The sequence below is a fragment of the Paenibacillus sp. P32E genome, assembly GCF_001909085.1.
Classification (GTDB): Bacteria; Bacillota; Bacilli; order Paenibacillales; family Paenibacillaceae; genus Paenibacillus_AQ; species Paenibacillus_AQ helianthi.
The window spans coordinates 40610-66994 of record NZ_LVYY01000016.1 but is presented as its reverse complement, the minus strand read 5'-3'; the positions used below and the strand labels follow the sequence as shown (position 1 = coordinate 66994).

General features: G+C 52.7%; 31 protein-coding genes. 4 read left to right on the top strand and 27 right to left on the bottom strand.

Annotated elements, in window-relative coordinates; all coding sequences use genetic code 11:
* Positions 1-63 precede the first annotated feature (63 nt).
* The 7 genes from A3848_RS16895 to hemE all read right to left on the bottom strand — a co-directional run bounded on the left by A3848_RS16895 (position 64) and on the right by hemE (position 7407).
* Positions 64-864 (bottom strand): DUF92 domain-containing protein, encoded by an 801-nt coding sequence (locus tag A3848_RS16895; RefSeq protein ID WP_074086140.1) that lies wholly within the window; start codon positions 862-864, stop codon positions 64-66.
* Between the two features lie 24 nt (positions 865-888).
* On the bottom strand, positions 889-1512 hold the full coding sequence (locus tag A3848_RS16890) for a fumarylacetoacetate hydrolase family protein (protein ID WP_074086085.1): 624 nt from the start codon (positions 1510-1512) through the stop codon (positions 889-891).
* 40 nt (positions 1513-1552) lie between these two features.
* On the bottom strand, positions 1553-2284 hold the full coding sequence (locus tag A3848_RS16885; RefSeq protein ID WP_074086084.1) for a glycerophosphodiester phosphodiesterase: 732 nt from the start codon (positions 2282-2284) through the stop codon (positions 1553-1555).
* 39 nt (positions 2285-2323) lie between these two features.
* The gene (locus A3848_RS16880; RefSeq protein WP_256702429.1) at positions 2324-3646 is read right to left on the bottom strand and encodes a CapA family protein; all 1323 of its coding nucleotides are present in this window, start codon (positions 3644-3646) and stop codon (positions 2324-2326) included.
* A gap of 203 nt (positions 3647-3849) precedes the next feature.
* Entirely contained in the window at positions 3850-5340 is a 1491-nt protein-coding gene (gene hemG / locus A3848_RS16875; RefSeq protein WP_074086082.1) for a protoporphyrinogen oxidase, read from the bottom strand.
* Positions 5337-6293 carry a ferrochelatase gene (hemH, locus tag A3848_RS16870; protein WP_074086081.1) on the bottom strand — a complete coding sequence of 319 codons (957 nt, stop codon included), beginning with the start codon at positions 6291-6293 and terminating at the stop codon, positions 5337-5339. The genes hemG and hemH overlap by 4 nt, the downstream gene beginning before the upstream one ends.
* Positions 6294-6339: 46 nt before the next feature.
* Complete coding sequence (gene hemE, locus A3848_RS16865; protein WP_074086080.1) at positions 6340-7407, bottom strand: uroporphyrinogen decarboxylase; 1068 nt, start codon at positions 7405-7407, stop codon at positions 6340-6342.
* A gap of 223 nt (positions 7408-7630) precedes the next feature.
* Here hemE and A3848_RS16860 point away from each other — a divergent pair, with 223 nt between their 5' ends.
* Entirely contained in the window at positions 7631-8848 is a 1218-nt protein-coding gene (locus A3848_RS16860) for an MFS transporter (protein ID WP_074086079.1), read from the top strand.
* A 19-nt stretch (positions 8849-8867) separates the two neighbouring features.
* On the opposite strand, the gene A3848_RS16855 is transcribed toward A3848_RS16860, so the two are convergent.
* Entirely contained in the window at positions 8868-9497 is a 630-nt protein-coding gene (locus tag A3848_RS16855; protein WP_074086078.1) for an O-methyltransferase, read from the bottom strand.
* Between the two features lie 193 nt (positions 9498-9690).
* On the opposite strand from A3848_RS16855, the gene A3848_RS16850 reads away from it, so the two are divergent.
* Positions 9691-10830: a THUMP domain-containing class I SAM-dependent RNA methyltransferase gene (locus tag A3848_RS16850; RefSeq protein WP_074086077.1), complete on the top strand. Its 1140-nt coding sequence runs from the start codon at positions 9691-9693 to the stop codon at positions 10828-10830.
* Positions 10831-10911: 81 nt separating this feature from the next.
* On the opposite strand, the gene A3848_RS16845 is transcribed toward A3848_RS16850, so the two are convergent.
* From A3848_RS16845 to A3848_RS16800, 10 genes are all read right to left on the bottom strand, one after another.
* Positions 10912-11736: an aldo/keto reductase gene (locus A3848_RS16845; protein WP_074086076.1), complete on the bottom strand. Its 825-nt coding sequence runs from the start codon at positions 11734-11736 to the stop codon at positions 10912-10914.
* A 152-nt stretch (positions 11737-11888) separates the two neighbouring features.
* Complete coding sequence (locus A3848_RS16840; RefSeq protein ID WP_074086075.1) at positions 11889-12128, bottom strand: YuzB family protein; 240 nt, start codon at positions 12126-12128, stop codon at positions 11889-11891.
* A 41-nt stretch (positions 12129-12169) separates the two neighbouring features.
* Positions 12170-12472 carry a HesB/IscA family protein gene (locus tag A3848_RS16835; protein WP_074086074.1) on the bottom strand — a complete coding sequence of 101 codons (303 nt, stop codon included), beginning with the start codon at positions 12470-12472 and terminating at the stop codon, positions 12170-12172.
* A 125-nt stretch (positions 12473-12597) separates the two neighbouring features.
* Positions 12598-12849 (bottom strand): hypothetical protein, encoded by a 252-nt coding sequence (locus A3848_RS16830; protein WP_074086073.1) that lies wholly within the window; start codon positions 12847-12849, stop codon positions 12598-12600.
* Positions 12850-12983: 134 nt separating this feature from the next.
* The gene (locus A3848_RS16825) at positions 12984-14192 is read right to left on the bottom strand and encodes a M14 family metallopeptidase (protein ID WP_074086072.1); all 1209 of its coding nucleotides are present in this window, start codon (positions 14190-14192) and stop codon (positions 12984-12986) included.
* 242 nt (positions 14193-14434) lie between these two features.
* Positions 14435-15241 (bottom strand): glutamate racemase, encoded by an 807-nt coding sequence (gene racE / locus A3848_RS16820; RefSeq protein ID WP_074086071.1) that lies wholly within the window; start codon positions 15239-15241, stop codon positions 14435-14437.
* 222 nt (positions 15242-15463) lie between these two features.
* Entirely contained in the window at positions 15464-15916 is a 453-nt protein-coding gene (locus A3848_RS16815) for a YtxH domain-containing protein (protein ID WP_074086070.1), read from the bottom strand.
* A 103-nt stretch (positions 15917-16019) separates the two neighbouring features.
* Complete coding sequence (locus tag A3848_RS16810) at positions 16020-16685, bottom strand: helix-turn-helix transcriptional regulator (protein WP_178382024.1); 666 nt, start codon at positions 16683-16685, stop codon at positions 16020-16022.
* 74 nt (positions 16686-16759) lie between these two features.
* Positions 16760-17200: a DUF86 domain-containing protein gene (locus tag A3848_RS16805; RefSeq protein ID WP_074086069.1), complete on the bottom strand. Its 441-nt coding sequence runs from the start codon at positions 17198-17200 to the stop codon at positions 16760-16762.
* 221 nt (positions 17201-17421) lie between these two features.
* A complete protein-coding gene (locus tag A3848_RS16800) occupies positions 17422-17709 on the bottom strand; it encodes a Dabb family protein (protein ID WP_074086068.1) in 288 nt (95 codons plus the stop codon).
* 201 nt (positions 17710-17910) lie between these two features.
* On the opposite strand from A3848_RS16800, the gene A3848_RS16795 reads away from it, so the two are divergent.
* The gene (locus A3848_RS16795; RefSeq protein ID WP_074086067.1) at positions 17911-18495 is read left to right on the top strand and encodes a helix-turn-helix domain-containing protein; all 585 of its coding nucleotides are present in this window, start codon (positions 17911-17913) and stop codon (positions 18493-18495) included.
* Positions 18496-18791: 296 nt separating this feature from the next.
* Positions 18792-19598 carry an MBL fold metallo-hydrolase gene (locus tag A3848_RS16790; RefSeq protein WP_143186202.1) on the top strand — a complete coding sequence of 269 codons (807 nt, stop codon included), beginning with the start codon at positions 18792-18794 and terminating at the stop codon, positions 19596-19598.
* 59 nt (positions 19599-19657) lie between these two features.
* Here A3848_RS16790 and A3848_RS16785 read toward each other — a convergent pair whose 3' ends face one another.
* The 9 genes from A3848_RS16785 to rpmG form a co-directional block, all read right to left on the bottom strand.
* Positions 19658-20284, bottom strand: a complete 627-nt coding sequence (locus tag A3848_RS16785; protein ID WP_074086066.1) for a class I SAM-dependent methyltransferase — start codon at positions 20282-20284, stop codon at positions 19658-19660.
* 14 nt (positions 20285-20298) lie between these two features.
* A complete protein-coding gene (locus tag A3848_RS16780) occupies positions 20299-21057 on the bottom strand; it encodes a GNAT family N-acetyltransferase (RefSeq protein ID WP_178382023.1) in 759 nt (252 codons plus the stop codon).
* A 19-nt stretch (positions 21058-21076) separates the two neighbouring features.
* Positions 21077-21493 (bottom strand): DUF6157 family protein, encoded by a 417-nt coding sequence (locus tag A3848_RS16775; protein ID WP_074086064.1) that lies wholly within the window; start codon positions 21491-21493, stop codon positions 21077-21079.
* A 179-nt stretch (positions 21494-21672) separates the two neighbouring features.
* Entirely contained in the window at positions 21673-21942 is a 270-nt protein-coding gene (rpsN, locus tag A3848_RS16770; RefSeq protein ID WP_074086063.1) for a 30S ribosomal protein S14, read from the bottom strand.
* A 42-nt stretch (positions 21943-21984) separates the two neighbouring features.
* Positions 21985-23058: a metal ABC transporter substrate-binding protein gene (locus A3848_RS16765; protein WP_074086062.1), complete on the bottom strand. Its 1074-nt coding sequence runs from the start codon at positions 23056-23058 to the stop codon at positions 21985-21987.
* Between the two features lie 20 nt (positions 23059-23078).
* A complete protein-coding gene (locus A3848_RS16760) occupies positions 23079-23912 on the bottom strand; it encodes a metal ABC transporter permease (RefSeq protein WP_074086061.1) in 834 nt (277 codons plus the stop codon).
* Entirely contained in the window at positions 23858-24565 is a 708-nt protein-coding gene (locus A3848_RS16755; RefSeq protein WP_074086060.1) for a metal ABC transporter ATP-binding protein, read from the bottom strand. Before A3848_RS16755 ends, A3848_RS16760 begins: the two co-directional genes overlap by 55 nt.
* 306 nt (positions 24566-24871) lie before the next feature.
* The gene (locus A3848_RS16750; RefSeq protein ID WP_074086059.1) at positions 24872-26077 is read right to left on the bottom strand and encodes a GTP-binding protein; all 1206 of its coding nucleotides are present in this window, start codon (positions 26075-26077) and stop codon (positions 24872-24874) included.
* Positions 26078-26143: 66 nt separating this feature from the next.
* Positions 26144-26293, bottom strand: coding sequence for a 50S ribosomal protein L33 (gene rpmG, locus A3848_RS16745; protein ID WP_074086058.1), 150 nt, complete (start codon positions 26291-26293; stop codon positions 26144-26146).
* Positions 26294-26385 lie beyond the last annotated feature (92 nt).

The following is a 26385-nucleotide window of genomic DNA, read 5'->3' as shown; positions in this document are numbered from 1 at the left end:
CTTCGATATTGCGAATATAGGTTTATAACTAATATGAAAAGCACAAATATCTGCCGCCTCGCATCATAGCCCGCCGACCAGCAAGGCGGCAAGACCGCCCAGAATGGAGCTGACGGCATTGACTGCATCGTTGTCCATCCAGCGCCAGCCGCGGGCGTACACCGTGGGCTGACCGCAATGCCGCGAGGCTTCCACCTCGCGGCCGCATACGGTGCAGCGGTTCATGCGCTGCACTGTTGCCCCCAGGAACGAGTCGGCGAAAGCGCCGACGAGCCCCCCTAGAAGTCCTGCCAGCGTAAGCAGCAGGACGGAGTGCTCAGGCATGCCGGAGGCTGCCCTTAGCAGCCACGAGGCAGCGCCGATCATGGCGCCGCCTGCAGCGGCAGCCAGGGTGCCCGGCAGCGAGACACCACCCGAGGTGCCGGGCGGCAGAATACGCCCCGTCAGCACAGAGCGGGGCGGCTTCTTGGCGAGGGTGCCAATCTCCGTCGCCCAAGTGTCCGACGTCACGGTCGCCATGACGCCAATGAACAGATATCCCCAGAGCTCCAGGGGAAATATGGCGTTCAAGAGCACCAGCAGCATGCCAAGCCCGCCGTTGGCGAATACCTGGCCGGCGTCCCGGCGTCCTGTTTTGTCATAGGTGGCTTCCAGTTCTGCCTTGTTCTCATGGTGAAGCTTCGAGAGCAGGCTGGAAGAGATGAAGAACAACAGCAAAATCCCAAACCAAAAAGCATTCCCTGCCCCAAAGTAGATCGTCCCCATTGCAACTGCGGCCAGCATCCCGGAAAAGCTGAGCGATTGCTTATAATAGGCCGACCCAGCCACCAGCAAGGCACCGCAGAAGCCGATCACCCATTGCAGTACTTCAAGTCCCATTGGCATATGCTAACCGATGAGGCAGGTGCCCATTAAGCGATCGCCCCAGAACAATTCGAACGAATCGCCTGAAGCCACAGGGCCCACACCTGCCGGGGTACCAGTAAAAATTATATCATCTTTACCCAGCCCGTAACGGGCTGCAATGAACTCTACAATTTTTTGTAGTGAGAAAATCATGTTCTTAATGTTCCCGCGCTGCACCTCCACACCATTCTTACGAACGGTGTAATCCGTCGCTTCCAGCTCATCCGTTTCCGGAAAAGCAATATAGGGGGTCAACGGAGCAGCATTCTTGAAGCCTTTGGCGGGCGTCCAGGGCAGACCCTTCTTTTGCAGATCGTTGTGCACATCGCGCAGGGTGAAATCCAGCCCCAGGGCCATGACATCTACCAGCTCCTGCACACTCATGCCAGGTACATAGTCCCGAGCAATCCGCAGAACAATCTCACCTTCGTAATGAATCAGTCCGGCATCCTTCGGAAGCTGAATCATAGCCTTGTCGAGGGGAACCGCCGCATGGGAAGGCTTCAGAAAGATCAATGGCTCCACTGGTACCTTGTTGCCCAGCTCCTCCGCATGTTGCTTGTAGTTTCGTCCAACGCAGTAGATATTGTTAACATCCGCGCACATTCATTCTTCAGCTCTCTTTCCCGTCAATTGTAAGCTTAAGCTATATTTCCAGAAAGGTATCACCCCAAATGTCGGGACGATTCGTACAGATCATGATATCGGAATGCATCGCAGCCAGACGGCGCATCTCTTTTGCCTTATTCACCGTCCAGGCCATCACCCGTACCCCGCGCTCGGCAAGCAGCTTCGCCAGACCCGGATTCAGCCGGTCAAAGCTGATGGACAGAAAGGAGCAGTCCAGCTCCTTCAGCTTCCTCGCCGGGTCGCCGGATCTGGCATCATAGATCAATCCTGTGCGGAAACGCGGGTCCAGTTCCTTGATCCGCTGCAGCGCGCCAGCATCGAACGAGGTCAGAACTACCTCATCACGCATGCCGTGAGTGTTGACAAGATCAATCACGGCTTTTTCCAGCCCGGGATACATGTCACCGCTAGTCTTCAGCTCAATGTTCAATCGCAACCTGCCGGAGGCAAGCTGCAGCACCTCTTCCAGTGAAGGAACGCGTTCTCCGCGAAATGCACGGCCTTTCCAGCTCCCTGCATCCAGGCGCCGGACATGTTCATAATCCATATTTTTGACTTTGCCGTGTCCGTTGGTGGTGCGGTCTAGCGAGAAGTCATGAATGACTACGGGGACACCATCTCTGGTAAGCTGAACATCAATCTCCATCCATCGTACAAAAGGGAGTGCAATGGCCATCCTTATGGCAGCAAGGGTGTTCTCCGGAGCTTTTCCGGAAAATCCGCGATGGGCTACACACATATTTTTCATCGTTAGCACCTCCGGCAGAAGTATGGTCTATGCCTGCGCCTACTTGGCAACCTCAACTACGCTTCCATCATTGCCGATCCTTACAAGTCCGGAGGACAGGGATTCCACTTTGTGCAGCAGCAACTGGCCGTCCACTTCATTCATCGGCACCGGCTGTGCCAGCTCCGCATTCATCGGTCTGAGCTTCATCGAACACTGCCCTTGTGCGCTGCACTCCGCCTGAAACACAGCGGTATCCCAGGTAGCCCGGGTTTGGGAACGGGTGAAAATAAAGTTGCCCGCGCTGTAGGCGATCCATTTGCCCTTATAGGGCTCAATCCCCTGCAGCACATGAGGATGCCCGCCCATGACCAGATCCGCTCCCGCATCTATGAAGCTGTGCCCGAGTGCCTGCTGGACGGAATCATATTGTTCCATCCGTTCTTTGCCCCAATGAACCATTACAATGACCAGATCTGCTTGGGTCCTGGCGGCAGCGATAGCCTTCAGCGCTTCAGCACTGTCATACACTGAAGCCACTCCGGGTTTGCCAGCCTCTGCCTTCCATTCCATCACAGGCATTACACGTGTGAATCCAAGCAAAGCGATACGAATGCCATTTCGCTCAAAATATTTGGCGCCGTATGCCTCGGCTGCGTCCACTCCGCCCCCTACATACGGAATGCCGCGTTTGCTCAAATGTTCAATAGTGTCCAGCAAGCCTTCCTCACCCTGGTCAAGCGTATGATTGTTCGCCAGATTCACCGCATCCACACCAGCAGCCTTCAAGGAATCCAATGCCTTGGGATCTCCCTTGAATACAAACTGCTTGTTAGCGGCACCAACCCCTCCGCTGGTGATTGGCGTTTCCAGATTTAGAACAGTCAGATCATCCTTCTTGAACATGCCATCCAGAGCGGTGTAAGAGTAGTCATAGCCTTTTTGCTGCAGGATCTCACCCGCTTTGCCTGAGAAAATGACATCTCCCGCAAAATTCAGCTTCACGGTCTTCCCGGCATTCTCTGGAAGGCCTGAAATTGGGCTGCTGCCGGAATTCTGATCGGAGCCCTTACCATCGGGATTATCTGTCCCTTCCGGTACCGTGCTTACTTCAGGAGCAAGCGAAGGAACGGGGTCCGTAGGTGCCGGAGTTGTCTGCACAGCCGGTTCAGATGAAGGCTCCAGTTCTGGTGAAGATTCCGGAGTCGGCTGAGAGGATACTGTAGCCTCGGGTACTGCTTCTCCCTGCTCCGGTGATGGAGAACTAAATATTGCTGCAGCCGGCGGGGGATTGTCGCTTGAATCTCGATCGCCCATAAAAGCATAAGTCAGCAGTGCAGCGATCATTAGAAGCAGGCTTGCGTTAATCCATGCCCAAACCATTCTGCGCCGGCGCTTACTGCTTTGCTTGTTATTTTTTCGGGTACGTGAACGCGGCGGATACATGAGTGCAAGTAATCTCCTTTGCCCTAAAATTGTTTCTATTATAGCATAAGTCCAACCCCATCCTCCAAATAGAGAGGCTCACCCAAAGCGGACAAGTAAAAACGGTGAAGCGCGCCTTATGGTGCACTTCACCGTTACGATTAACTCATTACAGCAGCCTGCTCCGGCTGACTTTCGAGGCTTCCGGCAGCATTCTCCGCCGTCAGCTTGGCCTGCTTGATGCAATCCGGCATGCCAATGCCGTCATAGCCTGCGCCAAAAGCATACACTCCAGGCAGCTTCTGTCCGAGCTCGCTGCGCAGTCCGGCAATCCTGGTTGGATGTCCCACAGGATATTGCGGCATGGAATGTTTCAGCCTTGTAATTTCCGTAAACAGCGGCTTGGCGGAAATACCCATAATCTCCCGCAGGTCCTTGCGCACCAGCTCAGCCAGTCCCTCATCCGGCAAGTCTACATTCTGCTCATCGCCAGACCGGCCGACATAGCATCGCAAAAGGACGCGGTCATCCGGGCTGGTGTGCAGCCATTTCGTGGAGGTCCAGGTGCAGGCCGTTATATTACGTCCTTCCTTACGCGGAACCAGAAAGCCGGAACCGTCATATTCAGTCACAATATCCTGCTTCGCAAAAGCCATGACTACATTCGCAACCGATACATAGTTAACATTGTCCAGCGCTGACACATCCACATGCGGACGAAGCAGCTCCGCAGCAGCATAATTCTGCACGGTGACGTAGATATCATCCGCCGTCAGCCGCTCCCCGTTATCCAATACTACTTCATAACGAGGTGCTGACACTGTTTCCGAAGTCTGTGAAGCCCAAACTGAGGACTCTGTTCCGCTTAAGGCCTTTATGGCTGTAACTCCCGTTCCCGTCCGCTGCTCGACATCATGCAGTTCATGAATCAAGGCATGGACGAGACTCTGGAGACCTTTACGGAAGGTGAGAAAAGCGCTTTTTTTGGTGCCTGTATGCGTTTCAGCCGGTTTCCGTCCCGTCGTCATCCCGCGAATGAGGCTTCCGTACCGCCGCTCTACTTCACCGAATTGCGGAAACGTAGCCTGCAGGCTGATCTTGCGCATATCTCCGGCATAAATGCCGGCAAGCAGCGGCTCAGTCATATTCTCCAGAACTTCTGTTCCCAGCCGCCGTTCGATCAAATCACCTAACGATTCATCCTCAGAGCTGCGCCGCGGCGGAATGATGAAATCCATCATCGCCCTCATTTTGCCGCCAAAAGTGACGAGACCGCTCTTCAGAAACGGCTTGAGCTCTGTGGGAATACCCAACACAAGACCGGCTGGCATGGGATGCAGCTTGCCACGCTGCAGTATGTACGTCTTCTTGGCATTAGGGTTCGTGGTTACCAGCTCATGATCGATTCCCAATTCTTTCGCCAGCTCGCTCATAGCCGTCTTGCGGGCCAGAAAAGAGTCTGGTCCCTTCTCAATCACAAAACCCTCGCGGTGCAGCGTTTCTATCTTACCGCCAAGGCTCCCTTCCTTCTCGACCAGAACGATATCCGGCTGTATCCCGGCTTCCCGGTAATATTTGCGGACATAAAAAGCGGCGCTGAGGCCGCTGAGGCCTCCGCCGATAATCACTACTTTACGGGCAGTGCCAGTCATGATCGGCCCACCTTCAGCCCTATGGTCTTGGTGCGCACTACATCACTCAGCACAGACATATACGCAGGGTCACTGTTGAGCGAATCAATACGCATCAGCCGCATATCCAGCTCAGAAGCCAAAGCCTGCGCTTCAATATCCAGGTCATACAGCACCTCCAAATGGTCGGAGACAAATCCGACCGGAGCAACCAGCACATATTTCACCTGCGCCTCACTAAGCTCATGCAGCGTCACCAGTATGTCCGGTCCAAGCCATGGCTCGGCTGTACGGCCGGCGCTTTGCCAGGTGAACTGCCAGGAGCTGACTCCCGCCAGCTTGGCGACAGCTTCAGAGGTGGCCAGCAGCTGATCACGGTAGGGATCTCCCATCGACAGAATACGCTCAGGCAGACTATGTGCGCTGAACAAGACTCGCACCTCTTCACGCACCGCACCTGCTTCCTCAAACAGGTCCAGCTTGGCCGACACTCTGCGGCTAAGAACATCGATCAGCTCCGGATGAAGGTGATAACTCTCCACGAATGCCATTTCGATTCCACTTGCCTCCGCCTTTTCCTTGGCACGTTTGATATAGGTGCCTACACTCATGACGGAATAATGCGGCGCGAGCACAATGCCCACAGCATGGGTAATTCCATCCCGGACCATCGCTTCTACACCGTCCTCAATAAAAGGGTGTGCATGCTTGAGCCCCTGATAGCAGACATATTCTACTTCTTCACCGGTATGACCGCTGTTCAGCGCGGCTTGCAGCGCTTCCACTTGACGGTCCGTGTTCTCCCGCAGCGGAAAAACCCCGCCGACTATAGCTTCATAGCGGTCCTTCAATTCCTTCAATTGCTCCGGAGACGGCGCATTGCCCCGTCGGATATGCGTATAATAGGCTTCTACCCCTTCCAGACTTTCAGGAGTGCCGTAAGACATAACGAGTACACCAATTTTGGTAGTCATGGATTCCATCCCTTTCTGCGGATAATAGGCGCAACAGGTGATCTGATTATAATGAAAGACGAGGGGTTGGGGTTTTCTTCAGAACCTCGCGGGAATAGTCGTGGATATATTCCGTCAGTTCCTTTAGCGTGTCCAAAGATGCCTCGGGAAATAATCCATGCCCCAAATTAAAAATGTAACCCGGCTCAAGCATGCCTTCATCTATAATCGCCTTGGCCCGTTCCTTGAGCAGATCCATCGGAGCCGTCAGCAGATAAGGGTCCAAATTGCCTTGAACCGCAAACCCGCCGCCGGTGCGCTGTCTGCCTTCCGTAATGCTGACGCGCCAGTCGAGTCCGATTACATCCGCCTGAAGATTCCTCAGGCTTGACAGCAGCTCTCCTGAGCTGACACCAGGGAAATAAATCTTCGGCACATCAAGATCCGAAAGCCCGGCAAAAATACGGGAAATGGTCGGCAGCACGTAGTGCTCGAAATCAAGTGGTGCGAGTGCACCTACCCAGCTGTCGAATAGCTGAACGGCTTTGCCTCCGCTGGCTACATGGGCACGCAAATAAGCGATCACCATATCGCCAAGCTTATCCATCAGCTTGAACCATACCTTAGGCTGGCTGTACATTAGCTCCTTGGTGCGGTGGTAGCTCTTTGAAGGCCTGCCTTCGATCAAATAGCTGGCAATGGTGAAGGGTGCTCCCGCGAAAGTAATCAGCGGCACTTCCAGCTCTTTGTCCAGAATGGCAATGGTCTTCAGGATGTGGCTGAGGTCTCCTTCCACATCAATAGGCTTCAGGCGGTCTACATCGGCAGCACTGCGGATCGGGTTCTCAATAACGGGGCCGATGTTCTTCACGATATCGAACTTTATCCCCAGCGAAGCTACCGGATTCATAATATCAGAGTACAATATGGCTGCATCCACGCCCAGCTTGCGTACAGGCATCATAGTGACCTCCGCTGCCAGCTCCGGCTGCCCGCAAATTTCGAGCAGCGAGTAATTTTCTTTAATTTTACGGTATTCGGGATCATACCGGCCAGCTTGCCGCATGTACCATACGGGAATGTGCTCCGTGTCTTGCTTCCTGCAGGCGCGGATAAAAGTGTCATTGTAGGTCATGATAAGATCTCCATTAGTTGATAGAATGTGGTAACGCTTATCCTTTATTATGCTCTTTTTAAAAGTTCGGAACAACCGCCGAACCCGCGAGGTAATGACAATCCCATGACATTACTATGACAAGTGTTGCATCAACAATCCCTGAAACTATGATATACTGATTGAATGTCTTTTTTTGAGAGCTCGTGAATCTTTGAATCCCTTGAAAGGAAGTGAAAGCACTTTGAAGAATTGGGAGACCTGGAAAGTCAACCTCATTGTGCTTTGGTTCGGTCAATTTCTGGTTAATGCCGGTATGACCATGATTACCCCATTCCTGTCCCTGTATCTGGCTAAAGACCTGGGAGTTCATGGGGGTGCGCTAGGGATGTGGGCCGGACTTATTTTTGCAGCTAACTTTATGACCTCATTCCTGTTCCAGCCGCTGTGGGGCAAGCTGGCCGACAAATACGGACGCAAAATCATGCTGTTGCGCTCCAGCTTTGGCATGGCGATAGTTATAGTGCTGATGGGCTTTGCCCAGACACCTATGCAACTGCTGCTGCTCCGTCTGCTCAACGGAACGATCTCCGGATTCAATCCGGCTTCCATCGCACTTGTTTCGGGCAATACCCCGAAAGCCCGCATGGGCTTTGCCATGGGGCTGATGCAGTCCGGCTCGGTGGCCGGGACCATTCTCGGTCCGCTGATCGGCGGGGCTCTGGCCGACTGGATCGGGTACCGCCCGATCTTTTATATCGTGGGCGCCTTATTATTTGCCGCATCCCTGCTGGCATTATTTCTCGTGAAAGAGAAGTTCGACCGGGCCGAAGCTGCTCAGGTCCCGCAGATTTCTGTCTTTGCAGGCTTCAAGGAGCTGGCAAAGGTCCCGCAGCTTCCTGCATTGTTCGGTGTAACATTTCTCCTGCAGTTTGCCATGATCGCCCCGATGACCCTGCTTCCGCTCTATGTAGAGAAGCTGCATGGCACCGCCGTGGACATTGCCTTCTGGGCAGGAGTCGTCAGCGCGGTTACGGGCGTGTCCAACATGCTGGCATCACCTGTACTCGGCAAGCTGAGCGATAAGGTTGGCGCTCACCGGATTCTTACCTACGCCCTGATCGGCGCTGCATTGTTTATCATTCCGCAGGCTTTTGTGACAACCGTCTGGCAGCTGGTTGTCGTCCGTTTTCTCATGGGTGTCTTCATGGGCGGCCTGCTGCCGAGCGTCAACGCTCTCATCCGCTCCTATACGCCTGACGGCAAGGAGAGCCGGGCCTTCGGTTTCAACAGCAGCATGCTGGCTCTTGGGAACATGCTTGGAGCAGTTATCGGCGGCTTTCTGTCCGGCTATATCGGCATTGAAGGATTATTCCTCATCTCCGGCGGCTTCCTGCTGGTCAATACGGTATGGGTACGGCTGAAGCTGTACAAAGACACAGCGCCGCGATTATTCCGCTGATAAGTCCAGCGGCTGCATGCTATTTGACAATCGCCAGTGCCAGGCCATCGTAGGCGGGGAGCAGTGTACTTGTCAGCCGTTCATCACTGGCAATCATCTCATTGAAGCGGCGCATAGCCTGTACGGCAGGTCCGTTCTTCTCTGTATTCAAAGTGCGTCCGCGCAGAAAAATATTATCTCCGGCGATTACCGCACCCGGTGATGCGAGCTTGATGGCATATTCCAGATAATTCGGATAGTTCTCCTTATCGGCATCAATAAAGAAGAAATCAAAGGTCCGTCCCTCCGCTTCCAGCAGCTTCAGACTGTCCAGCGCAGGGCCGAGCTTGTATTCTACGGCTTCACCGAATCCGGCCTCTTCCAGGTGCCGTCCGGCAAGCTCCGCATATTCGGCTTTCAGTTCCAGCGAGGTCAGCCGCCCCCCGTTTTGGAGTCCGCGGCAGAGGCAGATACCGCTATACCCGCCGAGTGCCCCAATCTCCAAAACACGGGTAGAGCGGGACATCGCAACCAGCATGGTCAGCATTCGTCCATAACCCGGCGCGATGGACACCTCAGGCATGCCGCTCTCTTTAATATCCTGCTTCACCTTAAGCAGGAGCGTGTCCTCTGTATATAAATGTTCACTATATTCTTCTTGATTGGGCATATGTATTCTCCTTTGTGGTTAGTACTGTTCCTAGAACATCAAGCGGGCAGAATACGGCAGGACGGGCATTGTGCTGCGTCCATCATTCCCCTATACTTGATAAGCAAGCCGTATGAGGACTACCGGAAGCACCGCTTCCCTTATTGTAAAGGTTATATGTATTCATCCACAAGTTAAACGGAGTTGAGCGAATTTGGGCAAATTACAATTGATTGCGACCGCCCCCATGGGGCTGGAAGCTGTCGTAGCACGTGAATTAAACGAACTGGGTTATGAGACTACGGTCGAGAATGGCCGGGTATTGTTCAGTGGAGATTACATCGATATCTGCCGCTGTAATCTTTGGCTCAGGACTTCTGACCGTGTTTTAGTGGAAATGGGTCAGTTCCCGGCCAAAACCTTCGACGAGCTGTTTGAAGGCGTCAAAGCCATGGAGTGGCAGGACTGGATTCCCGAAAACGGAGAATTCCCTGTGGAAGGAAGGTCGCATAAATCCCAGCTTACCAGCGTACCTGCCTGTCAGGGCATTGTCAAGAAAGCTATTGTCGAAAAGCTGAAGCTATCCTATCGTACCGAATGGTTCCCGGAGAACGGCCCACGGTATGTGGTAGAAGTGATTCTTCTAAATGATACCGCTCTGATTACGCTGGATACCACCGGTCCTGCGCTGCACAAACGCGGATACCGCCGCCAGGCAACGGAAGCACCGCTGAAGGAAACCATGGCTGCCGCGCTGATCCAGATCAGCCGCTGGAACGGCCACCGTCCGCTGTATGATCCATGTTGCGGCTCCGGCACGCTCCTGATTGAAGCGGCGATGATTGCCTGGAATATTGCGCCAGGCCTGCGGCGCTCATTTCCATCCGAACATTGGCCGGAAATCCCGCAGCGTCTCTGGGAAGAAGCACGCGAGGAAGCCTTTGACGCTGTCCGCGACGACTATCCGCTGCAGCTGACCGGCACAGACATCGATCCCGCAGCGATTGAAATCGCCGAAGCCAATGCCAAGAGTGCCGGACTTGCCGGCGAGATCACATTTCAGGCTATAGCTGCCGCTAAGGCCAGACCGCAAGGCGAATACGGCTGCATCATCACCAATCCCCCTTATGGGGAACGGATCAGTAATGACAAGGAAGTGGAGAAGCTCACCCGCCAATTCGGTGAAATGATGCTGTATCTTCCGACATGGTCCTTTTTCGCCATCAGCCCCTATAAGGAATTCGAACAATTCTACGGACGCAAGGCGGACAAACGGCGCAAGCTGTACAACGGTCGTATCGAGTGCCAGTATTATCAATACCTGGGCCCCCTCCCTCCGCGCAATCCGCAATAAACCAGCATACAGGCAGGCAACACCACTCTGCAAAAATAATAAACGGACATTTCCCAATAAGGAATATGTCCGTTTTTGTATTTAGAATAGCACCTTGTCCGGATCGGAGCCCACTCGCTCACCGACATCCAGTCCGCTGATGGCAGCCAGCTCATCCGCCGACAGCTCGAAATCGAAGATTTCGCTGTTTTCCTTAATTCTCGATGCAGTTACCGATTTCGGGATGATCACGATTCCGTTCTGCAGCCCCCACCGTAAAATAACCTGGGATACCGTCTTGCTGTGCTTGCCTGCAATTCCTTGCAGCAGCTCATTATCCTGCAGTCTGCCCTTCATCAGAGGGGCCCAGGCTTCAATCTGAATGGAGCGGCTGGCGCAGTAGTCATGCAGCTCCTTTTGGATAAAACGCGGATGCAGCTCCACCTGGTTCACCGCAGGCACTGTTTCACTATCCTTACGCAATTCTTCCAGATGGTGAATCTGGAAATTGCTCACACCTATTGCCCGTACGCGGCCTTCAGCATACAGCCGTTCCAGTGCACGCCAGGTAGCTTTATATTTATCCGTGCCCGGCCAGTGGATCAAATAGAGATCAATGATGTCCAGACCCAGCTTTTTGCTGCTGATTTCGAAGGCTCTTAATGTCTCATCGTAGCCTTGATCGGAATTCCATACCTTTGTCGTGACGAAAAGATTATCCCGCGCAATGCCGCTGGCAGCTATCGAGCGGCCCACCTCTTCCTCATTGCCATAGACCGCAGCGGTATCAATACTCCGGTATCCCAGCTCCAGCGCAGTTGCAACAGCCTGGGCTACCTCTTCGCCCTCTGCCTTGTAAGTACCCAGTCCAAACCGGGGCATGACAATCCCGTTATTCAGAATCGTTCCATCGGCAATATGCTTCATTTGGCTCCATTACCTCCTATGTATCTATCTGATTTTGAGAACCTCACCATTATATCATGGGCCTCCGCGCAAACCCAAACACGCAGGATAGGGGCGAAAAAAGCAAAAAACCCCCCGCTTCTCTCAGCGGAGGTGATGCTGCAACACTGTGCCTAGTCCTTAGTAACCGGCTGTTTGACAAATGCCTCGGCTTTGGCCAGCACCTCATCTTCAGTAGGGGCACTGACATACCGTCCGTTAATATAGACAAACGGCCGCTTGCCGCAAGGGCCGCAATAGGAGATGCACCCGGTTTTGATCTCGGCATCCGGCGCCATCTTGCGCAGCTTGGGGAGGATACTTTTCATCTTGATATGATTACATTCGTCACAAATACGTATATCGTTAGCCATGGAGCAACCCTTCTTTATGTCCGTAAAATACGGGCGAACACTTAGTGATCGCCATGATTTCCTTTAGACGGATTAGTGATAACAAAACCTTCTTCTGGGAAGTACAGATAATCGATCTTCACACCGTCCAGCAGCGGCTGGTTCGGGTCAAGAATTACATCAATTTCTTTATCCGTGGATACGATAACATCGTTTTCCTTAGGCGTGTCCAGGTCAAGGCCGTAGTGAGCATGATCGCCGTGGGCATGTGTAATAGCTACGCGCAGCTTCAACTCGCTGTTGCCTTCAAGTTCCATCGTTTTCTTTATCACTTTAGCCGCATTGCGGGTAATTTTGACGTTCATCCTCATCCATCTCCCAGGCATCTATAGTTTAAATACTCAATAATTTATTTTAAGGAAATCAGCCCGTAAAAGCAACCATAATGGCGAAATAGTTCCGGATGAGGCGGGGAAAATTCTCTAAACCTTCATCTTCCGGTCTCCAGAGCCGGGTATTTGCGTTCCATCCGCGAGACGAACCAGCCCATGAGCAGCATCGTTACACCAATATCATCAATCGGCAGAAATGGCATGAAATCAGGCAGCACCCAATATAAGATTACCGGTATTGTGAATAGCAGCTTGTCCGGCATTGCCACATTCGGGGAGATGACATACTGCCAGGAGCTGCGGAATATATGGGACCATTGCTTAAGCGACAGCAGTTTTCTCAGTTTCATATGGGTCCTCCTAAAAGTTTTGTATGTGGCAGCCTCATCAAAAAAAAGGATCCAGCCGCGAAGCGCATCTAGGAATGACTGCGGCCGTACCCTTTGCTGGTATATTACGCAAATTTGCAGGAATTGTTTCATTTTTATTTGAAATTTGAAAGAATGGCTGCTAAAACAAGACCGGTCTCCAGTGCCATATCCTCAAAATCAGCCAGCGGAAGCGGATTTTTGCCACTCCCCAGCTCCACGGTGAAGCCGGGCCGGCGAAAGCGCTGAATGAACCAATCCTTGTATCCGGCATCACTGCCGTTCAATTCCACCGCCCTATAACCGCTGGCTGCCGCGAGCAGGGTTGCCAGCGCCTTGCTCTCCGGAGGCTCATAGCCCCGGTAATTCCAGTAGATCTCACCTCCCTGGCTGTGCAGTGATACGGCCGCATCGCCGGGAACCTTCTCCGCCAGCTGCGCCAGGGCAGCAGCTTCCGGTTCACTTAATGGAGCCCTTCCGCTGTAATCACGCGGTCCCGGACCTGACACGGCCCGCCGATTCCGCTCCTCCTCCCAATGGGCGGGAAACTGGTCTCCGAGATCTACCCCGCGGATGTTGGCCTTCCAGTGACGGAAGCTGCGCCGTCCACCGTTCCATGTTCTCAGCTCATCGTAATACGGATGACCAGGCCATCCCCCTTCCTGAACCAGCTCCACCCCGTCGGGATTGGCCATGGGCACAGCCCATAATGTCCAGTTGTTATACCACGCTTCAGGATTGTGGCTATTCCAGTCTTTGCCTGCAGCATAGGCCGCGGCATACTGCTCAACAAAAGACATCAGACATGGCGATGTCAGCCATTCATTCGCATGCAGAGACGCATTGACGTGAAGATGACGCGGCCCGCAGCCAATCCGCAGCACATGGAGCGGCTTCCCCAGGATGCTAGTGCCTATAGTTTCAGCATGGAGAAATGGATACCTGATGAGCAGCTTTCCAATATCCTCATCTACTTCCGCAGGTCCGTACTCCCCGCGCAGGAATACAACCGTTTGAGGTGCCGCCTCAGGAATGACCAGCACTTTGCCGGGTGAACACCCATAGGCCGAGCTAACGCCCGGATTCAGCTTTTCAAGTCCCCCTACATCCACTCCAAATAAGGCGGAAATGCTCAAGGCATCATCGCCCTCCTGCACAACATAGCGTTTGCGCGGAGCAGAAGGCAGATATAAAACCTGCCCCGGGTATAAATACGGCTGCTTCCCTGCCCATGGATTTCCTTGTATCACGTGCTCCGGTGTAAGTCCATGCCTCGCGGCAATCCGGTGAACAGTGTCTCCCTTGCGGGCAATATACTGCTGCATATGTCTCATCCTCCCGGCCCTCTAGTTAGTGTCATCCAATGCCATCAGCCGGAAAGTTCACGGGAGACATTCGGACACAGCCCACTAATCCATTCTATGCAGACTGTGCTGTCCACCATGAAATTTTTGATGAGCCAGATGCAGCAAAAGACCGGAACATTTGCTGTCCCGGCCTCAAGTTTCAGTTCTAAAATCACCCCTGAATCAGGGGTTTGTCCCTAATCAACTCACTGCTGCGATTCTTAGAGCGAAGACACCTGCCATACCACGGGCGTGCGCTTTATCTGCTCCCCGAGCCAATCCCGGGCGATCCGCTGGAACATCTCCGCATCTCCACTGCAGAAGAACTGGTGGATTGGGCTTTCGTCCCCGCTGGACAGCTTTCCTTTGTCATACAGGATCGTGCTAATCTCTCTTGCGGTCTCGTCCGCCGAGCTGATCAGCTTCACCCCCGGTCCCATCACCTTGCCTATGGGTTCTACCAGGAACGGGTAATGGGTACAGCCCAGAATCAGCGTGTCGATGGGCTCGTATTTGATGCCATTGAGCGATTCCGCCACTGCGATATGACTCTCCTCCGAACGGAACATGCCTTGCTCCACAAAGGGGACAAGCGCCGGACAGGCCTGGCTGACCACCTGAACGAACGGGGAGAGCTGCTTCAGAGCAGCGGTGTAGGCGCCACTCTTGATTGTGCCCACAGTGCCAATGACACCCACCTGCCCTGTTTTACTTGCGCTTATGGCTGCACGTGCGCCGGGATGGATGACGCCGATAACGGGAATAGATACTTTCGCTGAGATATAGTCAAGTGCGGCCGCAGTTGCTGTATTGCAGGCAATAACAATCATTTTTGGATTAAATTGAATTAAATAGTCCACAATCTGTTCGGTGAACATTTTCACTTCTTCTGTCGAACGGGGTCCGTACGGGGCCCTTGCGGTGTCGCCAAAATAAATGATCTTCTCCCGCGGGAGCTGTCTCATCACTTCCTTGACAACTGTTAGTCCCCCTACACCTGAGTCTAGTATTGCGATAGCTTGCTGCACGAACACACCGCTTCCTTTTTACTTGTTTTGTGTAGCTTATGTAGAGCAAAAACAAAATGTACCTGGGCTTCAGCCCCAATTGCAGATAATACTCCAAATTGCGGGACAGTTCAAGAGCCGCCCTCCGCCGGAATGCGAAAAGCGGCTCATGGCCGGGAAGTACAAGTATGATTGATGGCGTGAACCATGTGATTTTTTTTTGAAAAGGTGATATCCGCCCGCCTAGGCGATGCTGCTGCCATCTTTGTCATTTTCGGTGTCATCTTCCAAAGCCGCTTCGGCATCGGATTCAGCATCCAGCACATCCAGCTCTACCAACTCATCAAGCTCTTCACCAGCTTCATCATAAATGATGCCAGTCTCTTCACCTTCAGCAACAATACCACTTACCGCAGCCTTCTCCTCTTCATCGGCACAGGTATATTGCTTGCTCCATTCCTTGACTTCAGTGACGACAGTGAGGGCAGCGTCTTTAGTTTTGCTGTACAGCTCCGTGCTTTTTTCACTTACCGTTCCGGCAACTTCCTGCACTTTATCTAGGGCTCCAGCAGTTCCTTCCGCAATGTCCTTGCGCAGCTCCTTGCCTGGCTTAGGGGCGAACAGCAAAGCCGTTACAGAACCTACCACAGTACCTGCAAGAATACCCCACAGCAAGCTTTTGTTGTCTTTTTTCATCTTTCATCTCTCCCTTGGAATCGTTTTGAGCCTCTGCCCGGCCATCCGGGCTATCGCCTAGTTCTGCTACATCATAAGCAACGAGAGTTTGTCTTGTGACAGATTATCCGCTCATTTCCGAAGTTTTGTCTTTCTTAAGGGGCGCTATGGCATACCGGCAGCTCTGACCGCCTTCAGCCATACATTCCGTTCGGGTAACCTTCGCGCTCAGCAGTTCCTCGAACAGCCCCTGTTCACACTGGCATGCCTTGCGGTATTGGGTTGCCACCTGGCGGATCGGACAGTTGTACTCCTGCATCACAAATGTGCCGTCCTCTTCCCGGTTCCACTCGGCCATATAGCCGCCTGCATTCTGAATGGAGGATAGCTCGGCAACCCGTTCCTCCAGATCACGGTTCTCCATCATGGGTGAATACTGGGCCAGCATACGCCTTTTACGGCCTTCAAACAGCACATTAACCGCATCCAGCCCACTTCCGTGATCCAGCTCACGCAGCAGCTCCAGTGCCAGATTATGATAGTTTTTGGGAAAATGGTCTTCCGCCCGCTCTGTCAGCGAATACACATGCAGCGGACGACCCATCGCCTGGCGGACGACCTTGGTTTTGGCCAGCGATTCCTGCTCCAGCTGCAGTACATGCCGCCGGACGCCCATTTCGGTTATTCCCAGTTCCTCCGCGAGCGCACCGATCGTCAGCGGGCCTTTCATCTTCAGGAGCGTCATAATCATGCGCCTCGTAGATCCGCTTTCCTGCCCCTTCTTCATCATCAAGGACCCCTTCCTTTCACAGCTGACGCCTGTGGTCACCTTTATATCGTTATATCCCAATTGCCGCTGTAACGTTACACTGGAGCCTGTGCGCCCAGCTCCTGATCCAGATAGCTTCGCACCTCGGCCGCAAATTGCTCCAGTGCCTCCGGCAACAGCGCGGCAAGCGGGTGAAGTGCCGTACGGTCCCATACATAGTAATCCTGTACCAATGGCTTGCGGAGCGCCACAAGCTGGATGAGCAAATCATATAGGCCGCTGCCGGCAAAAACCTTTTCCTCATGGATGATGGAAATAATGTCCTCGTAGCTTCCGGCATCACGCATAATGAATCCGTCAATCAAAGAGCTGCCTACATCGGTAACAACCTCGATCGCCAGATGCAGACATCTTTCCTGAACTAATCCCATGAATGTTCCGCCATCCCACGAGGCTGACGCTCCCCGCAGTCCGGTATTGATATCGGGTATCTGCCCGAGTATAGTTTCGATCTGTTTCCGGTTAACATAGTACACAGTAGACCCTCCAAGTCAGGTGATGTGGCAATTGAGCGGCTAGCAGAGTCCGGACTATTTCCCCCGTTTGCCACGGCGTTTCAGCCAGAACAGCATAATGATGCACGCGGCCAGAAAAACGACCAAATAGGTTAACGCTTCCATCGGGTATTCAAGCTCTCGCATAGACGTCACACCTTCCGGTATTTGATGGCGGTTGCCGCCTTATTCTGCATTCTATCCTAGATTTCGTAATCCACGGCAAATGAGACTTCTTTGACCTCGTTGATGTGTGCTATGACTTCCTTATGGGCCGGATGCACTTGATACGCCTGTAAATCCTCCATAGAAGCGACTACCGTCACCAGCGCAATATCAAAAGAACGCTCAGAGTGAACGAGATCAGCCCCCACCTCGATGGAGATCAGCTGTGGAATCTTGCCTTCCATGTTCCGGAGCACCGCTACGGTTTCCTGGACTTTTTCCGGAGCACGGTCTTTTAATTTGAAGAATACAATGTGCTTAATCATCTATATCGCTCCCTGCGCGTTAAGTATTGTAAAATAGATTACTAAAAATATATCATACCAGCATCACTTCTGAAAGAAACTTAAGCACAGGCGGACCGCCAAGCATTTCACCCTGGACGAAAGTGTAACCGAAATGTTAAAGTCATATAAAGCCGAACCAGAAAATTTACTAAATTATTAAATTAGTATATCGGAGGAATTATGCCTAAGAATCAGCAAGAATCACATAAAATTCAGGCCTGGTCTCTGATCAACCGCAAATATCTTGGACAAGGTGTACGGGTCAAACGATTCCGCCGGCCGAAGCGCAGCCAGATCCGCAACCGCGTGCTGCTTGCCATTCTAATGGCTAAAGACATGAAGCTGTCCCGGCTTGCTGAAGAACTCTCCGTCTCTTCACGCAGCGTTAGCGCATGGGTCTATGAAGGACGTATTCCTTCCAGAACCAATCTGGAGAAGGTCTGCCGTATTCTAGGCTATCCGTCCCATATCTTGTTCAATGAGGCTCTTCTGCGGCAAAGTCCGATTGTATGCCAGCCGACGCCTTCACGCTTCATGAAAAGATCCAATGCCCATTCCCCCCAGAGTAATGTGATTCTTACGGGGCTGTGCATGGTATATGATTTTTCCGTTACGGATGTCAGCATTTGGATCGGGGTCCATCCCGGAACGTTCCGCAAATGGCTGCATCAATGCCACCTTCCTACACTGGCGCTGCAGGAAAAAGCCGAGAATTTCTTCCATATTCCGCGCCATATCCTGTTTGCTGACTGCGAACGGCGATAACAAGAAGAAAACGGCTTCGCCGTCTGTTAAAAAAGCTAATGCTCTCGAAGCAGGGATACTGCGATTCGCTTTCAGGTATCCGTTTCAACGAGAAATCAAGAAAGCCGCAAGCTACATACTGCAACTGCGCATAACTGCTTATTATACCATCACCAGGCCCTGCTTCCTTTGGAAGAGGGCCTTTTGGTGCTCCTCCTGCTTCCTCAGCGTGAAACCTTTAATGTATATGTTAATAAAAGGTCATACTACAAGAAGACGTCCAGATTAATCTTCATAAAAACACAGGAGGTGCGCGGGTGGAATTGAATGGAATATTGACGGCAGGCCTGACCGACACTTGGGATGTTGCAGAGGGTGTAGCCGGTCTTCGGACATTATTTGTCAACGTTGTCTATATAGGTCATTCTGCATCAGATTGGATCCTGGTTGACACCGGACTGGGCAATTTCGCAGGGAGCATACTGCAAACTTCCTGGGAGCGGTTCGGCAAGCCGCCGGCAGCCATTATCCTGACACATGGTCACTTTGATCATGTTGGCAATCTAAAGGAGCTTTTGGAGGAATGGAAAGGGGTTCCGGTGTACGCACATCGCTTGGAGCTCCCTTATCTCACAGGCTCCCGGGATTATCCTCCGGCTGATCCTGCTGTGGGTGGAGGCCTCATGGCAACCGTATCGCCGCTATACCCGCACAGGGGGATTAATCTTGGGGATGCTGTTCATCCGCTTCCGCAAAATGGTACAGTCCCTTACGCGGAAGGCTGGACTTGGGTGCATACACCAGGCCACAGCCCTGGCCATATTTCTCTTTTCCGGCCTGACGACAAGGTGCTAATTGCCGGGGATGCCGTGATCACTGTCAAGCAGGAGTCAGCTTTTGCAGTCATCACCCAGCACAAGGAGCTGCACGGTCCTCCGGCCTATTTCACAACAAACTGGGTAGAGGCGGAGAAGTCCGTCCGCAAGCTGGCTCTCCTTGACCCGCGGATCGTAATGACCGGGCATGGACTGCCCATGTCCGTGCCCGAGCTGTCCACGGAATTCGCCCATTTATGCAAGACATTCAAGGAGCTATCCGTCCCCTCTCAGGGGAAATTCGTCTGATTCCCGGCGCGGCCTGTAAATAATATAGGGCCGCGCCCTGCTATGATTTACCTTCATCCTTATTTTCTCTTACGCGCGAGGATAGACCTCAATATGTACTCATGCGTCCCGCTTCCGGGGCTTGGCAGCGATTCAGTAAAGGTTCCCGTCTCCACAATCTCCACTGCGGCAAAATGCTCCCGCAAATCCGCATCGCTGAAAAAGTGGGCGTACTTCCCTTCCTTATATTCATATGTGCCCGGCTCCAGCATTATCCCGTGGCCATGGTTTGGGTCTTCATCGGAAAAGCTGGTGAAATACATCAGGCCTCCGGGCCGGAGCTGCGCAAGACTGGCGTCTATGAGCTGTCGGCGCTCTGCGGCAAGAAATAAATGAAGTACATCATAGCAATATACTGCATCTACCGTAATGTCCAGTTGAGGCTCCAATGCCGATCCTTCAATAAATCGGGTTCCACCGTCCCACGCTGCGGCAAGTTCCAGGGCAGCATGGCTGAGTTCTACCCCATAAGTGTCCATATCAGAGGAGAACACCTTGGTGTTGCGTCCATATCCAGCACCGGGAACCAAAACGGATTCTACTCCATGCTCAAGAAACCATGCTTTGGCCTGAAAAGCCGATGGACTGGGCTGATTCCCCCAGATCATACCCTCGCGGGCAAATCTTGTACTCCAATACTCTGACATACGGTTTTCTCCTCCTAATGCCGGCTCTTCACTCTGTACCAGTATTGATAAATTTCATGGTAGCCCAGCTTGTCATATAGGGCTGAAGCCCCTGCATTGGCCTGCACCACCTGAAGAAAAGAATGGGCCGCCCCCAGATTTTTGGCCCAGTTCAACAGGCTGCACAGCATTTCCTCCGCCATCCCCTGCCGGCGGAATGCAGGAGCTGTACATACATCATATAGTCCGATGTACCCGTGCTGGATAACACCGAGCCCGCAGGCCGCTGGCATCTCATCCTTTAGCAACAGGGCAAATCCCTGCTTCAAAGAGGAAGCAGACAGCATTCTGCGCAGAGTATCCCGGCTTGCAAACGACAGAGCTGTCATTCCCGCGAAAGCCTCCAGCCAATCTTCTGTTAGCTCCTCCCGGATTTGGACATTGTACCTTCCAGCTGGAGCGGGCAGATCCTGCAGATCCAGAGTCCTGACAGACGAAGGCTCCACGATCTCGTAGCCCTGCTCAGCCAAGCGTCCGTCCAGGTCTCCGGGCTGGATGAAGGGAGTGATTTTGAACACGGTGTTCAGCCCGGCACCCGCATAATACTGCTCGGCGAGGCGGATTTTGTCCATGATTTCCAGTCCGCTCTGCTGTGCATCGAGTCCGTATAGCGGATTTACTGAATTCGCACGTTTGGTGTAGCCTGCCGAGGTGCGGAGTACCCAGCCCTCCAGCAGCACACTTTGCTCTGCAGGCCAGGTATTTAGCGTGATCTCTTCAATATATTTATGCAAAATTCGGTGCTCCTCTTTGTCATTTTTTGTTGCGCATCGCATTCAGCTGCCTGACGCAGCTCACGCTATCGGATGTGAAATGATCATACTCCGGGGACTCTTTGCCATACAGGGCGATTTTCCCCTCATGATTATAGTGGATACCCCAGCCATATCTTTTGGGCAGCATGGAGGCGCGCAAGCAAGGGTGGCTTTTGGAGAAAAGCTCAGTCCAGATCTCCTCCTTATGCTCCGCTCTCTCCTGGTCAGGAATCTCCTTATGGCGCACATGTACCTCGTACAGCAGTTCTTCATGGGTATAGGTATAAGGCGCCCCTGAGAGCAACTCATACTGTATGACATGGACCGGCGGGTGCAGGCGTGCAGACACAGGAATAATACCTGTCTCGACCGGACAATCGACAGCTACACGGATGAACGTATCGGTATAACTCATGATCTGGCCTCCTTCAAGGTCGGTTACATTTGTCTACTATCATAATTCACCCCGCTTCATCAGGCAAAGCCTAACCGCCCGATATTTGGTAAAACCTTGTATATACAGTAAAACGGCTATCTCTCCGCTTAAGCAGAGAAACAGCCGTTCTATCTGAAACGGGTATACAGTCGAACCGGTTACCAGCTTGATTTGGTAATGCCGGGGATTTGTCCTTTGAGCGCAAGCTCCCGGAAAATAATCCTTGAAACCTGAAACTTGCTTAGGTATCCCCGGGGTCTGCCGGAAACGGCACAACGGTTCTTTTGCCGGGTGGTTGACGAATCGCGCGGCAGCTTTTGCAGAGCCATGTAATCCCCCTCTGCCTTTAGCGCTCTCCGTCTGTCAGCATATTCTGCCACAAGTTTCTGCCTCTTCATTTCTTTCACGATCTTCGATTTCTTGGCCATGCTGCTTCATCTTCCCCCTTCATAGGTGTATTGTATCTAACTCTATTCGTTCAACGCTGTCTTCAGCGCTTCGAGGTTCTTACGCATAATACTCAAGTAATCCAGATTGCTGCTGCGGTCCTCATCGGTCAAGCCTTCAATCGGATTGAGCACCGCGGTCTTGGCACCAATCTCCCGGGCGACCGTATCAGCGACACTGGATGATACCAGGGTTTCAAAAAAGATGGTTTTCACATCATGTGCCTTGGCGAACTCCACAATACCGGCCATTTGGGCGGCGGAAGGCTCCTGCTCTGGAGAAAGACCGGCGATTGGGACTTGCGTCAGGCCATACTCCTTCGCCAGATAGCCGAAGGCAGCATGCTGGGTGATGAAATCTTTGCGCTTTGTATCTTTCAGACCTTCCTTAAAATCCCGGTCAAGCTGCTCCAGCTTGGCGACATAGGCATCACTATTCGATTTGAAGGTTGAAGCATTCTCAGGAGACGCTGCGGACAAAGCGGCGGTGATCGTCTGAACCTCCTTGATGGCAAGGGAAGGTGCCAGCCAGACATGCGGATCAAGACCGCCATGGTCGTGGCCTTCATCGGTATGCCCGCCTTCTTCATCAGTATGTTCGCCTTCTTCAGGAGCATGATCATCTTCCGCTCCGGTGTGATCCTCTTCTTCCTCTTCCACACCTTCCATAATATTCAGCCCTTTACTGGCTTCAACAGCAATCAGCGGGGTGCCGGAAGCACTTCCGATCACCTGCTGCGCCCAGCCCTCCATACCGGCACCGTTGTATACAAGCATGTCGGCAGCAGATATTTCAGCCATATCCTGAGCCGTCGGCTCCCAGTCATGCGGCTCTACACCTGCTGGAATCAGCGTTTCCACATCGGCCAAATCGCCGGCAATATTTTTGGTGAACTCATACATCGGGTAAAAGCTGACTTTGATGTCCAGCTTGTCAGCCTTGACATCGGTACCGGCGGCTGTCGGCTCTGTGCTTCCAGATGAAGCAGGGGCGGCACTTTCCGCATTGCTTGGGGTTTTGTTATTGTTGCAGCCCGCGGCAATCAGGGTTAGGGCTAGGGAAAGAACGGCAAGGTGGCGGATTTTAAAACTCAGCATAGTGGGATCAAGCTCCTTTTTTATGTGGACTTACGGACATTGCGGCGTCTTCGGACTGCCAACAGCTTCTGAATGGAAATGGCACCCAAGAGAAAGCTCAATAAAATAAGAGCTATCGTACCTCCGGGCGGTGTGTTGATGTAATAAGAAGCGGTCAGGCCGCTGAAAACACCCGCAAGGCCAACACTGACCGAAATCAGAATGGCGGCGGTAAAACCGGATGCAATCCGCAGAGCGATGGACGCCGGAAGGACAATCAGCGCGGATACGAGCAATACGCCGACAACCGGCATAGCCGCTGCAACCGTCATGCCGGTCAGTACAGCAAATGAGAATGACAACAAGCCGGTATGAACACCGCTGATCGAGGCGGTCTCTTCGTCAAAGGTCAGGCTATAGAGCGGACGTCGAAGAAGAATAAAATACAATAGACCCACTGCAGCCACTATGGCTATCAGCCCCAGCTGGGTATTACTGACGGCGACGATGGAGCCAAACAGATAGGAGGTAAAGCTCCGGCTCAGGTTCTGTTTCAGACTCATCAGTACTACCGCCAGCGCAAGGCCTGAGGTCATAATGATCGCTACCGGAAGCTCACTGTATGTACGGTAAGAACGGCGGAGCTGCTCAATGACAAGGCCACCGGCCACAGCCACTGCAAATCCGCTGAGCGCCGGATTCAGCTGCAGCACTGAACCCAGCGCTACACCGGCAAGCGACACGTGAGATAGCGTATCGGCCATTAGCACCTGCCTGCGCAGCATCAGGTATACACCCAGCAGCGGACCGATAATGCCGATCAGGCCCCCGGCCCAAAATGCGCGCTGCATGAATTCGTAACCAAGCATGTCCAGCCCTCCTGCTCTTTTCGTTCCAGACTAATCGTGGTGTCCAGATAGGGACTAGTCTCTTCAAGACCGTGTGTGACCATAATGACCGTCCGGCCGTGGTTGCTCACATAATGGCGCATCAGCTTATAAAATCCGGTGCGGCTCCCGATATCCATGCCTGTTGCCGGTTCATCCAGCACCAGTACCTGCGGCTGCTGGGCCAGTGCCCGTGCGATGCAGATGCGCTGCTTCTGCCCGCCGGACAACTCCCCGATCCTGCGGTTCCGGTATTCCCACATGTCCACCTGCCGCAAACTCCGCTCCACAAGCTCCTCCTGCTCCTTCGTAAAACGTCCGAACAACCCCAGCCGCGGATAGCAGCCGGACCGGACCAGCTCGATGACCTTGCTCGGAAATCCGGCGTTGAAGGAAGCGACCTGCTGCGGAACATAGCCGATGACAAGCTTCCCTCCCTCCGTCATCTCCTTGTTAAGAGAAACGGTTCCGCTCCAAGGCCGAAGCAGACCGAGCAGAAGCTTGAGCAGTGTGGTTTTGGCTGCTCCGTTCGGTCCGGTGATCCCGATAAACTGTCCGGCTTCAATATCGAGCGACAGGTTGTCAATGACCGGCTCATGTCCGTAACCGAACACCACATCCTTCATGGATGATAAAATCACGGCGTATCCCCTCCCTTTATAATTTCGCGTCTGTTTCGGACGGGTTTATTCGTAATAATTACGTATTAACTCCAATGATATTATCGTAATAATTACGATTTGTAAATACAAAATGAATAATTAATCGTAATAATTATGATTAGAGTCACTAACCATTGATAAATCAACGTCATATTTCGCCCGCTCTACTGGTCAGGTTATTCTCATACAAAAGAGCCGGAATCACAGATTCATGATCCCGGCTCATTCCATGACTTCAAGCTCCAGCTCTAGATTCCGCTCCCATTGGGAGTGGTTCAAGTCTGCTTACTCCAAGGCTGCAACCCTTTCCCCGGCTGGCCAAGGCAGCGGGTTATTGAAGCTACTCCAATCCTGCTGCATCTCACTGGTGGTCAGCAGGCATCTGTCCAGCCGGGCTTCAATATTCGCCCGGTTCATACCGATGCCAATAAATACGACCTCATTCATGCGGTCGCCCCAGCGCTCGTCCCATCTGGCTGTCATATCGGGCTCCGTGGCAAGTACTTCAAGCTGCTGCTCCTCAGGCAGCGTTGCCAGCCAGTAGCCTGCAGGGCCGAACTGGATCGAGGGCCCCGCCTGGCTAATCGTTGCGGCAAGGTCACCTTTGGCCGCCAGCCATACCAGCCCCTTGGCCCGTACCACTTCTTCTGGCCAATTGCTGAAGAAGAAGCTTAGCCGCTGCGGATGAAAGGGCGCTCTGCGGCGGTACACAAAGGAACCAATACCGTATTCTTCCGTCTCCGGCGTATGCTCCTCCTTGTTCAGCTCCGCAATCCAGCCGGAGGACATGCTGGTTCGTTCGAAATCGAACCGTCCTGTATTCAGAATCTCTTCGGGATCAACCACACCATTAACCGTACGGATGATCTTCGCGGCAGGTTGTAGTCTCCGCAGCACAGATTCCAGCTTGTTCAGCTCCCGCTCCTCCACCAGATCACATTTATTCAAGAGCAGGACATCACAGGTTTCAATCTGATCGATAAGCAGATCGACAATATCGCGTGCATCTTCTTCGCCGGCAACAGTTCCACGGTCAATCAGGCTGTCGCCCGAAGCAAAATCATGCCAGAAGCGGTTGGCATCGACTACGGTAACCATAGTATCAAGTCTGGCCAGAGCAGTCAGATCAATATCTAACTCAGAATTGGCATAGGTAAACGTCTGGGCTACAGGCACAGGTTCACTGATGCCGGAGGACTCGATCAGAATATAATCGAAACGCCCCTCCGCCGCCAGACTCTGCACTTCACGCAGCAGGTCATCGCGCAGCGTGCAGCAAATGCACCCATTGGACATTTCAACCAGCTTCTCCTCCGTCCGGGAAAGAGTGTTGCCTGATTTCACCAGGCCCGCATCCACATTGACTTCACTCATGTCATTCACAATTACGGCCACCTTCAGGCCGTCCCGGTTGTGAAGGATGTGATTAAGCAATGTAGTCTTGCCTGAGCCCAGGTATCCGCTGAGCACGGTAACAGGAATGGGGTTCATAGGTTATCTCCTTAATCTCGCCTGAGATGTTATAGGTTTACAGCTTGTCTTACAACGATCCGTAGATCATCGGGTCTCACGGTGCAGCGTAACCCGTTTCAGACGGGGGCTGTATTTCTTCATCTCGATTCGGCCCGGCTGAGTCTTCTTATTCTTGGTGGTGGTGTAATTGCGGTCGCCGGTTTCTGTACAGGCCAGTGTCACGATAACTCTCATTAACATCAGCTCCTTTATGTTTAATCGTAATGTTTACGATTTACACATTCTACAGGTTTGTTCTGCTCAATGTCAACAGCAATCCCAAAAAA